The organism is Kitasatospora sp. MAA19 (assembly GCF_029894125.1).
In the GTDB taxonomy this organism is placed as follows: Bacteria; Actinomycetota; Actinomycetes; order Streptomycetales; family Streptomycetaceae; genus Kitasatospora.
The window spans coordinates 1-10,032 of the sequence record NZ_JARXYZ010000070.1; the positions used below are offsets into that span (position 1 = coordinate 1).

General features: G+C 72.0%; 11 protein-coding genes. 5 read left to right on the top strand and 6 right to left on the bottom strand.

Features of this window, described 5'->3' with window-relative positions:
- Nucleotides 1-174 precede the first annotated feature (174 nt).
- Nucleotides 175-816: a hemerythrin domain-containing protein gene (locus tag P3T27_RS40610; protein ID WP_280686403.1), complete on the top strand. Its 642-nt coding sequence runs from the start codon at nucleotides 175-177 to the stop codon at nucleotides 814-816.
- Nucleotides 817-978: 162 nt separating this feature from the next.
- The gene (locus P3T27_RS40615) at nucleotides 979-1,584 is read left to right on the top strand and encodes an anthrone oxygenase family protein (protein ID WP_280686404.1); all 606 of its coding nucleotides are present in this window, start codon (nucleotides 979-981) and stop codon (nucleotides 1,582-1,584) included.
- A 62-nt stretch (nucleotides 1,585-1,646) separates the two neighbouring features.
- On the opposite strand, the gene P3T27_RS40620 is transcribed toward P3T27_RS40615, so the two are convergent.
- Nucleotides 1,647-2,885, bottom strand: a complete 1,239-nt coding sequence (locus tag P3T27_RS40620; protein ID WP_280686405.1) for an IS30 family transposase — start codon at nucleotides 2,883-2,885, stop codon at nucleotides 1,647-1,649.
- A 456-nt stretch (nucleotides 2,886-3,341) separates the two neighbouring features.
- Between P3T27_RS40620 and P3T27_RS40625 the strand changes: the two genes are divergently transcribed.
- Complete coding sequence (locus P3T27_RS40625) at nucleotides 3,342-3,635, top strand: hypothetical protein (protein WP_280686406.1); 294 nt, start codon at nucleotides 3,342-3,344, stop codon at nucleotides 3,633-3,635.
- Between the two features lie 70 nt (nucleotides 3,636-3,705).
- Here P3T27_RS40625 and P3T27_RS40630 read toward each other — a convergent pair whose 3' ends face one another.
- The 3 genes from P3T27_RS40630 to P3T27_RS40640 form a co-directional block, all read right to left on the bottom strand.
- Nucleotides 3,706-4,797, bottom strand: a complete 1,092-nt coding sequence (locus tag P3T27_RS40630; protein ID WP_280686407.1) for a chitinase — start codon at nucleotides 4,795-4,797, stop codon at nucleotides 3,706-3,708.
- A 385-nt stretch (nucleotides 4,798-5,182) separates the two neighbouring features.
- Nucleotides 5,183-6,529 (bottom strand): M64 family metallopeptidase, encoded by a 1,347-nt coding sequence (locus P3T27_RS40635; protein WP_280686408.1) that lies wholly within the window; start codon nucleotides 6,527-6,529, stop codon nucleotides 5,183-5,185.
- An 83-nt stretch (nucleotides 6,530-6,612) separates the two neighbouring features.
- On the bottom strand, nucleotides 6,613-7,320 hold the full coding sequence (locus P3T27_RS40640) for a hypothetical protein (RefSeq protein ID WP_280686409.1): 708 nt from the start codon (nucleotides 7,318-7,320) through the stop codon (nucleotides 6,613-6,615).
- A gap of 325 nt (nucleotides 7,321-7,645) precedes the next feature.
- On the opposite strand from P3T27_RS40640, the gene P3T27_RS40645 reads away from it, so the two are divergent.
- Both P3T27_RS40645 and P3T27_RS40650 read left to right on the top strand, forming a co-directional pair.
- Complete coding sequence (locus P3T27_RS40645) at nucleotides 7,646-8,062, top strand: SsgA family sporulation/cell division regulator (RefSeq protein ID WP_280686413.1); 417 nt, start codon at nucleotides 7,646-7,648, stop codon at nucleotides 8,060-8,062.
- Nucleotides 8,049-8,525, top strand: coding sequence for a hypothetical protein (locus P3T27_RS40650; RefSeq protein ID WP_280686410.1), 477 nt, complete (start codon nucleotides 8,049-8,051; stop codon nucleotides 8,523-8,525). The genes P3T27_RS40645 and P3T27_RS40650 overlap by 14 nt, the downstream gene beginning before the upstream one ends.
- Here the strand turns inward: P3T27_RS40650 and P3T27_RS40655 are convergent.
- Nucleotides 8,446-8,940 carry an anthrone oxygenase family protein gene (locus tag P3T27_RS40655; RefSeq protein WP_280686411.1) on the bottom strand — a complete coding sequence of 165 codons (495 nt, stop codon included), beginning with the start codon at nucleotides 8,938-8,940 and terminating at the stop codon, nucleotides 8,446-8,448. The two genes, P3T27_RS40650 and P3T27_RS40655, sit on opposite strands and share 80 nt — an antisense overlap.
- A gap of 310 nt (nucleotides 8,941-9,250) precedes the next feature.
- Nucleotides 9,251-9,913: a 4'-phosphopantetheinyl transferase superfamily protein gene (locus P3T27_RS40660; RefSeq protein WP_280686412.1), complete on the bottom strand. Its 663-nt coding sequence runs from the start codon at nucleotides 9,911-9,913 to the stop codon at nucleotides 9,251-9,253.
- Nucleotides 9,914-10,032: the final 119 nt, after the last annotated feature.

Sequence of the window (10,032 nt, forward strand, 5' to 3'; positions counted from 1 at the left end):
GGACGGGGTGCGGCGGGCGTTGGGTCGTGAGCCGAGGGATTTCGCCGACTTCGCCCGTGAGGCCGCGGCCTCGGGCGTGTGGAACGTGTGAGCCGGCTCGCCGGTGGCGGCCCCAACCGGCCGCCACCGGGCGGGCGTTGGTCGTACAGCTAAACCTACTCTGGAGGTCGTGTGATGTCGGATCGCAAGACGGTCTGGTCGAGTGAGCAGGGCGTGGGCGCACTGCCCGGGCATGTCCGGGGCTTCGCGCTGATGCACGTGGCGATGCGCCGGGACGCCGCGCGGCTGAGCGCGGCGGCCGCCCGGGGCTCGTCCTCGGCGGCGCTGGCGGACTGGTTCGGGCGGCTGCGGGCGGTCATCGACTGGCACCACCGCAGCGAGGACGACATCCTCTGGCCGTTCCTGCGCCAGCGCGTGCCGGGCTTCGACGGCGGCGGCGTCCTGGAGCAGGACCACGAGGAGCTCGACCGGACGATGAGCCGGGTGGCGCAGGTGCTGGCCTCCGGCGGCGGCGCCGAACTACGGGAGGCCGCAGCGGGGTTCGAGAGCCTGATCCGCGAGCATCTGGGGCACGAGGAGCCGGTGGTGTTCCCGGCCGTCGCGGGGATGCCGGTGGAGGAGTACCTGGGGGTGGAGCGGCGGATCATCCAGAGCGCGCCGACACAGGTCATGACGTACCTGCAGCCGTGGATGTTCGACGGCGCGGACCAGGCGTCCGTCCGGGCGGTGTCGGCGACCATCCCGGCCCCGGTGCGACTGCTCGGCCGGACGGTGCTGGAGCGCCGCTACCGGCGCACCCTGGCCCCGGTGCTGTGACCGCTCCCGGCACCCTCGGGCGGCGCAAGTGCCCTGGCGCGTAGCGGGGTTCCGGTTGTCGCGGTTCCGTTGCGCGCCACGCCGCACGGTGGGCGGTGTCGGTTGTTCCGCTGTTCGTCGGCGCCGCGTTCCGTCGGGCCGGGAGAGTGAAGGGGTCTTGTGATGCGTTCGGATCAGACTGCGGTACCGGTGTCGTACGCGGTTCCGCCGGCCATCGGCGGTGTGCGGCCGGGGAGTTCGCCGCACGGCGGGCCCGGGCAGGGGCGCGCCGCCGGGCCGGTGCTGGCGGCGGCGACGATCGCGATGGGCCTGATGGCGGGCCTGTTCTTCGCCTTCGACGTGTCGGTGATGCCGGGCCTGGCGGCCGGGGACGACCGGACGTACGTGACGGCGATGCAGCACATCAACAAGTCGATCGAGAACGGGATGTTCGGCCTGGTCTTCGTCGGCGCCTTCGCGGCCACCGGTGTGGCGGCCTGGCTGCAGCACAAGGCCGGGCGTCGGCAGGCGGCCCTGTGGGCGGCCGCGGCGACGGTGCTGTACGTCGTGGCGCTGATGGTCACGATGGGCGTCAACATCCCGCTCAACAACCAGCTGGCGGCGGCCGGCGACCCGTCCCAGATCACCGACTTCGCCGGCGTGCGCGCCAAGTTCGAGGGCACCTGGGTGGCCACCAACATGCTGCGCACGCTGCTCTGCACGGCGGGGCTGGCGGCCCTGACCCGCTCCCTGGTCCTGCACGGCAGGTTCGGCCGCGGCGGCCGCTGAGCCGTACCGCGAAGGGCCCGGCACGCCACCTGGCAGATTCCAGGGATCGTTGCAACACGTGATCACTGACGTGTTGTGGCGAGCAGTTTAGACAGGCGCTCGGCTGGGGTTTCCCAGCCGAGCGCTTTGCGTGGGCGGTCGTTGAGTTCGGCGGCGACGGCGGCCAGGTCCTCGGGGCTGTGGTGGGACAGGTTGGTGCCCTTCGGGAAGTACTGCCGGAGCAGTCCGTTCGTGTTCTCGTTCGTGCCGCGTTGCCAGGGGCTGGCGGGGGTGCAGAAGTAGACCGGCATGTTGGTGGCGGCGGAGAAGAGGTGGTGGCCTGCCATCTCGTTGCCCTGGTCCCAGGTCAGTGACCGCCGCAGGTGGGACGGGAGCCGGCTGACGGTGGCGGTGAGCGCCTGGTGGAAGTGCTGGGCCCGATGGCCGTTGGGCAGGTGCACCAGCATGGTGAAGCGGGTCGTCCGCTCGACCAGCGTGCCGATGGCGGAGCCGTGGCCGGGCCCGACGATGCAGTCGCCTTCCCAGTGACCCGCAACGGCTCGGTCGGCGGCTTCCACGGGTCGGTCGCTGATCATCGTCATGGGCGCGGTGAAGCGGGCCTGGCGCTTGTTCGCTTGTCTGCGGGGCCGCCGGCGGGATCGTCCGGTCCGCAGGGCCTTGGTGAGGTCCCGGCGGAGTTCTCCGCGGCTTTGGAGGTAGAGAGCCTGGTAGATGGTCTCGTGAGTGACCCGCATCTCCGGGTCGTCGGGGAAGTCCCGGCGGAGCTGGTGGGCTATCTGCTCCGGGCTCCAGTGTCGTTCCAGCCGTTCCTGGACGTAGTCCCGAAGCCGAGGGCACTGGCTGATCTTGCCGGGCTTTGGGCGGGGCCGGCGGGCGTCGGCGCGGGCCTGGGCGGCGTGGGGCCGGTAGGCCAACTCGGTGCCGCGCCAGAGCGAGCCGTTGCGGCGTATCTCCCGGCTGACGGTGGAGGGGCTGCGACCCAGCTCGGCGGCGATCGCGCGGATGGACGCCTTCTCCCGCATCCGGTCAGCGATGTGGATGCGCTCCTCCTCGCTGAGGTACCGGCCGGTCGCGGTAGGGACGGCCGCCCGTTGCGAACGAACGGGCGGCTCGACCCTTCTGCCGTTTCCTCGGAAGCGTCCGTTGCGCCACCCGCGGCCGGTCTGCGGGTGGACGCCTACACGCTTGGCTGCCTCGGCGTTGCTGTATCCCTGCTGCACGAGCCGGAAGTATTCCGCCCGTTCGGCTTGCAGCCTCTTGCGCCCTTGCGGTCGCCGATCCTCGCGGACCTCGAACTCCATCGCACCCCCTGAGCTGGGGTGTTGCAACGACCACTAGAGCGGAAGCCTCCGGCGTGCCGGGCCCTTTGCCGTGGTGGTGGCCCTTCGCCGTGGCGGTGGCCTGTTGCCGTTCCGGTGGTCGTTTGCCGGCCGCCGGGCGTTCGGGCGGGGTTCGGGCGGCCGGCATCGACAGCACCGGATGCGCCGGGGCGTGCGCCGGTGCGCCGGGTGGGTGCTTTCGGTCAAGTCGGCCGGAACCCTGTGGAGTTGGCGTTTTGGTGGGTGTCGGGGGAGCATGGGCGGGCCGGGTCGTTGTGCGGCGCGCTCGCGCCGCCGACCGGGCCGCACGGTGATCGGTACGTCCGGTGTGCTGGGGAGGGGGCGGGGTCTGTGGGGCCGGTGGTACGTCCGTTTCTGGTGCGGGGGAGAGCGGTTCCCCTGGCGAGGTATCTGGCAGAGGAGGACATCGAGGGTCTGGTGGCGTGTTCGTGCATCGGGAACGAGGTCACGATCGAGCTCGCGGACACCAGGATCCTGGTGACCGTGGCGGACGTGGCCGAAGCGGTGCGGCTGAACTTCGACATGGTCCAGGACGGCCCGGCCAAGGCGCGCTCCTGGTCCCGACGGCTGCCGGGCGACGCGGGGCCGGGCGAGCTGGCGGCGCGGATAGCGGTGGACGTACGGACGCTGGCCCGCGAGCTGGCGCCGTTGCGGCGCAACCCGCCGCGCGGGGGAACGACCGACGCCAGATGCCGAGCGGACAGGCATTGACGGCAGGCCCGGGTCCGGCAGCACGTTGCTGCTGGACCCGGGCCGTCGCCGTGCCGACCGGCGCGCCGCGTCAGCGGCCCTGGAGGGAGCGGACGTTGTTGCCGAAGGTCCAGTTCCGGGAGCCGTCCCAGTTGATCGACCAGGTCATCAGGCCCTTGAGTCGGCTCGACGCCCCGCTGCCGTAGGAGTTCCAGGCCTGGGAGACCTGCCCGGTCGACAGGTAGCCGCCGCCCGCGCCGGGCTGCGCGGGCAGGCCGGGGACCTGCCGGTCGAGCGGGACGCGGATGGTGGTGCCCTGGACGGTGAGGCCCTTGTCGAGGCAGGTGGTCTGGGCGGTGAAGCCCTGGACGGTGCCGGCCTCGTAGGAGTCACCGGAGCACCCGTACATGCTGCCGTTGTAGTACTGCATGTTCAGCCACCACAGCCGGCCGTTGTCCAGGTACTTCTTGATGACCGGCAGGTAGGCGCCCCAGATGGAGCCGTACACGATGCTCGCGCCGGTGACGTACGCGGTCTCGGGGGCCATGGTCAGGCCGAAGCCGGGCGGCATGGCGGCGAGGACGCCGTCGATGATGCGGATCAGGTTGGCCTGGGACGGGGAGAGCGAGTTGATGTCGCCGCTGCCGACCAGGCCGGTCTCGATGTCGATGTCGATGCCGTCGAAGTGGTTGGCCTGCAGGATCGGCACGATGGTGGACACGAAGCGGTCGGCGACGGCGCTGTTGGACAGGTCGATGCCGGCCGCCGCGCCGCCGATGGACATCAGGACGGTCAGGCCGCTCGCCTTGGCCTGGCACACCTCGTCGGGGGTGGGCACCTTGACGCCGGTGTCCATCCCGTCCTGCCACAGCGCGGTGCCGTCGGAGAGGATGACCGGGAAGGCCGTGGTGACGACGTTGTAGCCGGCGCCGGTGATGCGCTGGTCGGTCAGCGGGATCCAGCCGAGCGGGGGGTGGACGCCGTTGGCGGCGCCGTCCCAGTTCTCCCAGTAGCCCTGCAGGACCTTGCCGGTCGGGCGCTGCTGCTGGCCGCAGGCGGCGCTGTCGGCGGGCTTGGCGGGCTTGGCGGGGTTCGTGGGGGCGGTGGCGCTCGCCGTGGTCGGGGCGATCGCCGCTACGGCGAGCGCGAGCGCGCCGAGCAGGCGCGCGGTTCGGTGGGCCATGACGGTCTAGCTCCCTTCCGGCCATGGCCGGGGTGCCCCGTGGGGGTGGGGCGGCGTGGGGGTGGCCATGGCGAGGTGACGTGGGGGTGGTCGGTCGGCGGGAAGCCCGGCCGCGGCACGTGCCACCAGGGTGCCTGTCGCGACCCTGGCACGTACGTCGTCACCCGGCAGGGGGCGCGTTGCAGCCGCTGGGAATCGTAGGAGCGCCCTGATGTGCCGTCAATAGGTCTGGACCATTTGGCTCGGTGTCGAGCATCGGCCCGGCCCGGCCCGGCCCGGCCCGGCGCTCGGCACCGGGCCGGGGCGTCAGGGCGTCACGGATTCAGGTCGGTCGTACGCAGCTCGGTCGGACGCAGGGCTGCTGAGACGCAGGGCTGTTGAGGCGTCAGGACGTCACCAGCCAGGACAGGCTCCCGGTCAGCTTCTGGCGCAGCGCCGGGTCGGCGACGGCCGGGGTGGGGTCGGTGGCGACGGCGGTGAGCAGGTGGGGCCGGGAACGAGGGCCGGTCGGGCGGAGATCGGCGAGGTCGACCGCGGTGCGCCCGCGCAGCCCGGGCACCTCGCGTCCGTCCAGGTACCAGCGCAGCCGGGTGCCCGCCACCGGGAGGTCGACGGTGAGGCGGTCGGCGGCGGTGAGCCAGGTGCCGGTGGCGGTGGGGCTGGTCAGCGGGGTGGCGTGGCGGTAGAAGCCGGCGATCATCGCCTCCCGCCCGGGCAGGTTGAACTCCCGCCCGAGCGAGCGCATGATCGAGTTCTCGGTCGGCCGGTACAGCCCCGCCGGGTAGTAGCCGCCGCCCTCGTACGCGCCGACCGTCCCGCCGTCGGGCGACGCCTGGCCGAGCCAGCGGGACCACTTGGTGCCCTGCGCGCGCATCCGGTCGGCGGTCAGCGTGCTGATGTTGGCCTCGGCCGGCTCCGCGCCCTGGTAGGTGCCCTGGCCGTCGTACGCGTACTCGTCGGCGAGCTTGCCCAGTGAGTGCCCGGTCTCGTGCACCGCGATCTGCCCGGACTTCGCGTTGCCGCCCGCCACGGTGGCGATGCCCTCGTAGCCGAGCGGGGACTTCACGTCGTTGTAGCCGGCGCCGCCGTACTTGGCGCTGTTGGCCACCACGAGCACCAGGTCCGCCTGCGGGGCCTTGGCCGCGTAGCCCTCGACCGCCTTCTCGTCCACGCAGAGCAGCCGCTCCACTCCGTCGCACCAGAAGTACGAGCCCAGCGCCGTGTGCCGGACGGTCGTCTGGTCCGGGTCCCCGGAGACGCCCGACTCCGGCGAAACGGCCGACACCGCCCAGACGTTGAAGAGCTTGCGGTAGGTGGCGTACGGCTCGACGGCGGTGATCTCGCTCCACTTCTCGGCTGCGTCGGCGCGGAACTTGTCCTGCTCCTGCGCGGCGTAGCCGTCCCCGATCACCACCACGTCGAGCTTGGCGGCCGGATCGCCGTTGCGCACCAGGGCGGTGACGTCGCCGTCGCCCTGGAGCGGGGCCACGCCCTGGGCGTGGGGGGAGACCGTGTACGGCGAGGCGCCCGGGACGCGCGCCCGGGAGATGCCGCCGTCCTCGCCGAACACCTCGACCTCGCGCCGGTCGTCCCCCGTGGCGGTGCCGGGAGCGGCTATGGGGGCGCCTCCGGGCTTGGCCATCGCGGGGGTGCCGCCGAAGAGGGCAGCGGCCAGGGTGACGGTGAGGAGGGTCGCTGCGGTCCTGCTCCTACGGTTCCTGCTGCTGGGCATGGGCGTCCTCTCCGGTGGGTGGCATGAGCGGAAGGTCGCAGCCTATTTCCGGTGTTGAGGACCTGACAACCAGTCGAGTGGTGCTACGCCGTCGAAATTCCCAGGGTGATGGCGGCCGCGAGCAGCCAGGCCAGGATGGCGATGGTCAGGACCACCGCCAGCGGCCACGGCATCGAGAGCAGGATGGCGGCGCCCACGAGAGTGGCGCCCGCGACGAGCGCGGCCATCCCGACCGGGACCAGCCGGGAATCCAGATCCGGGCCGAACGCGCCGTAGGCGATCACGGCCGTTCCCGCGCCGATCAGCAGCCCCAGCTTCAGGAGGGTCAGCCACGGAGTGTGCGGGTTGCCGGCCCGGTGCCCGTGGTACCCGAGCTCGACCACCAGACCTCTCCAGACCTTCAGATCCACGATCGTCCCGGTCTCCACGTCGCGGTAGAAGGCCCTCCCGACGTCGTAGGTGTCGGTGGGCGCCATCTCGCGGGCCACGGTCAGGACGTAGGTGGTCGAATCGCTGTCCTGCTGCACCTCCCTCCTGGTGACCCGCCCGCTCTCCTGCTGCACGCAGTCGGCGCCGGGTCTGACGGCGGGAGTTCCGCACGTCGGGGCGGTGCGATAGGCCCGTCCCTCGTGGTAGGTGTCGACGAACCATGAGAAACCGAGCCCGACCATGGACAGGCCCGCCAGCACGAGCAGACCCTGCACCACCACCCGCACGGCCAGCGCGGCGGCCCGCCTGGGGTGTCGGGCATCCCGCGGTCCGGGCGTCGATGACTTGTCGGATACGGCCACCGGACTCCTCGTCGTCTGGGCTCGGGCCGAGGCGTGGGCCGCCACCCGGCGTGCCTGAGCAGGAACCTGGATGATGGCAGGGAAGCGCTTGGGGTGGGAGGAAACCGGTGCCGCTGTAACGGACTTGTGCCCCGCGGGTGCTGTGGCGACCCGGAGGCCGCGGGTGGGCCCGGCCGTTCGGCGTCAACGCGACCGCGATGTGGCGGAGTTGTGCAGATGCAGGCGGTCACCGACTGGCGCGCGGGTGCCCGGGTAGGCGCCCCTCACGGCCGTCGGCCCGCTCGGGGTCGACGCGTAGCCGTCGGAGGAGGCTGATCCGGTGTCGATGTCCGCTGTGCACCCCATGTCCGTCACGTTCCCCGACAGCCCGCTGCCCGATGTCCCGGTCGACGCGGAGCTCCGCTTCGACACGGCCCTTCCCTACGCGGCCTGCCTGGCGTTCCCGCTGTCGTCGAGCGGCTGCTCCTGCGACGACTTCCGGCTGTGCTGGTACTTCAGCCGCGACCTGCTCGACGAGGGCCGCCACGCGCAGGTCGGCCGCGGCGACGTCAGGGTCGGGCCCGGGGCCGAGGGAGAGGTCTTCATCACCCTGCAGAGCCCTTCCGGGGAGACGGTGCTCAGTGCACCGGAGGACGTGGTCACCGCCTTCCTCGCGGACTCGTTCGCCCTGGTGCCCGCCGGGGCGGAGTCCGACCACCTCGACCTCGACAGCGAACTCGCCCGGATTCGTGACCTCGGCTGAAAGGGCGGCCCCCGTCCGGTACTTCGCCGGGGCCGACTCCGCCTGGTTGGCGGAAGGGCTGCTGGTCTACCTCACCGCCGACCAGGCGGCCGGCCTGCTCACCGCCGTCGGCGAACTCTCCGCCCCGGGCAGCCGGCTGCTGCTGGAAAAGGGCCGGGACGTGACCGGCACCCCGCAGGACCCGGCGCTCGCCCACATCACCGACCTGTGGCAGGGCGGTCTCGGCCCCGGAACGCACGACTGGCTCGACGCCCACGGCTGGACCACCCGGCTCACCATGCTCGACGAGATCGCCGCCGAGCTCGGCCGCCCGTTCCCGCCCGGCGCGGGGCCGAGCACGACGGGCTTCATCGAGGCGGTGCGCACCGCCGACACCGACCGGATCAGGCCTGGCCGTGCAGGATCAGCGCCCAGGCGAGGCAGCCGAGGGCGGCGGTGCAGAGCAGGGCGCGTAGCACGTTGAAGCGGACCCAGCGGGCTTCGAAGCGGTTTCGGACGCCGGCGGGGTCGGTGATGCGCTTGGGTTCGCCGGCGGCGGCGAGTTCGTCGTTGAGCGGGATGTTGACGGAGCGGGTGACGCCGATCGCGGCGACGTAGAGCACGAGGGCGGCGATGGTGGCGGGTAGTGCGTGGTGGCCGTCGGAGGGGAGGTGGAGGGCGACGGCGGCGCCGGTGCTGAGGAGGGCGCCGACGAAGCCGAGGACGAACCAGCCGTTCAGGATCGCCACGTTGACGCGCTGCATGACCTCGATGAACGCGCGGTCCTCGACCCGCGCGAGCGCGGGCATGACCGAGCACGCGTAGGCGTAGAACAGCCCGGCGGTCAGTCCGCAGGTGACGGTGGCGGCGATGAGTGTGAGCGTGCGTGCCAGTTCCATGATCCGGTCCTCTGGTCCCTCTGATCGTCCGCTGGCTGTCCCTGCTTCGAGCCCGATCCTCCGCCATTCGGCGGTCTTGGGCCAGCCTGCATGCTTGAGAGTTCCTCAAATGCGATGACGTCAAATCATTTGTCATGCTCCAGAGTTGGTATCGCAAGTATGCCGCCGTACCGCACCCCCCTCCGGAGCGGCCGGACGGGTGCAAGCCCTGGAACCCACCGAGGACCTGCGGGACGTCTTCGACTCGGCGGACGTGGACCCGCACCTGATGAGTGGTGCGGAGACTGGGAGGTCGGTGGGCTCGCCGTGCTCAGCCCGTGGTGGCGCTGCGAGGGATGGTGAGCGTGGTGATCAGGATTCCCTCGGTGGCGGTCCAGCGGCCGTGGTGGGGCGTCGGGTGGTGGGGGTGGCAGGCCGTGAAGGTGTGGTCGGGGCGGAGGTGGACGGTGATGGTGGCGAGGCCGGCCCACTGGCGGGTGAGGGGGTAACAGGCCTTGTAGGTGGCTTCCTTGGCGCTGAAGAGGAGGCGGTCCCAAGGGGTTTGGCCGCGGGGGAGACGGGTGAGGTGGCGCCGCTCGTCGGCGGTCGCGGTGAGGTCGAGTACGCCGTGCGGGAGCGGTTCGGCGGGCTCGGCGTCGATGCCGAGCGAGGCGAGGTGGGTCGTGCGGGTGGCTGCGCAGGCGGTGTAGCCGGTGCAGTGGGTGATGCTCCCGGCGACTCCCGAGGGCCAGTCGGGGGCGCCACCCGGCCCGGGGAGTAGGGGTGTCGGGGGATGGCCGAGCTCGGTGAGGGCCTGGCGGGCGAGGGTGCGCGCGGCGGTGAACTGCCGCTGCCGGCGGGGCGATCGGCCGTGGATGTGGCGGCGCTCCGGGTCCAGGAGGGCGCCATGGGGCGGCGGGCCGAAGGCTTCGGTGCAGTGGACGGTCGGTGGGAGGAGCGCGCTGAGCGCGGTGAGAGGGGGGGTGGTGGTCATGGCTGCGATTTGACGGCGAGTTCTTGTGTGAATTGGTGGGTGTGGTGGGCGAGGTGGTGGGGGGTTTCGAGGGGGAGGGTGTGGCCGGTGTTGGGGATGGTGATGAGGTGGGTGTGGGG

What these genes read in the sequence shown, in the direction of transcription:
- P3T27_RS40610 (WP_280686403.1), top strand. Translation starts at nt 175, where the DNA reads ATGTCGGATCGCAAGACGGTCTGGTCGAGTGAGCAGGGCGTGGGCGCA.
- P3T27_RS40615 (WP_280686404.1), top strand. Translation starts at nt 979, where the DNA reads ATGCGTTCGGATCAGACTGCGGTACCGGTGTCGTACGCGGTTCCGCCG.
- P3T27_RS40620 (WP_280686405.1), bottom strand. Translation starts at nt 2,885, where the DNA reads ATGGAGTTCGAGGTCCGCGAGGATCGGCGACCGCAAGGGCGCAAGAGG.
- P3T27_RS40630 (WP_280686407.1), bottom strand. Translation starts at nt 4,797, where the DNA reads ATGGCCCACCGAACCGCGCGCCTGCTCGGCGCGCTCGCGCTCGCCGTA.
- P3T27_RS40635 (WP_280686408.1), bottom strand. Translation starts at nt 6,529, where the DNA reads ATGCCCAGCAGCAGGAACCGTAGGAGCAGGACCGCAGCGACCCTCCTC.
- P3T27_RS40645 (WP_280686413.1), top strand. Translation starts at nt 7,646, where the DNA reads ATGTCCGCTGTGCACCCCATGTCCGTCACGTTCCCCGACAGCCCGCTG.
- P3T27_RS40655 (WP_280686411.1), bottom strand. Translation starts at nt 8,940, where the DNA reads ATGGAACTGGCACGCACGCTCACACTCATCGCCGCCACCGTCACCTGC.
- P3T27_RS40660 (WP_280686412.1), bottom strand. Translation starts at nt 9,913, where the DNA reads ATGACCACCACCCCCCCTCTCACCGCGCTCAGCGCGCTCCTCCCACCG.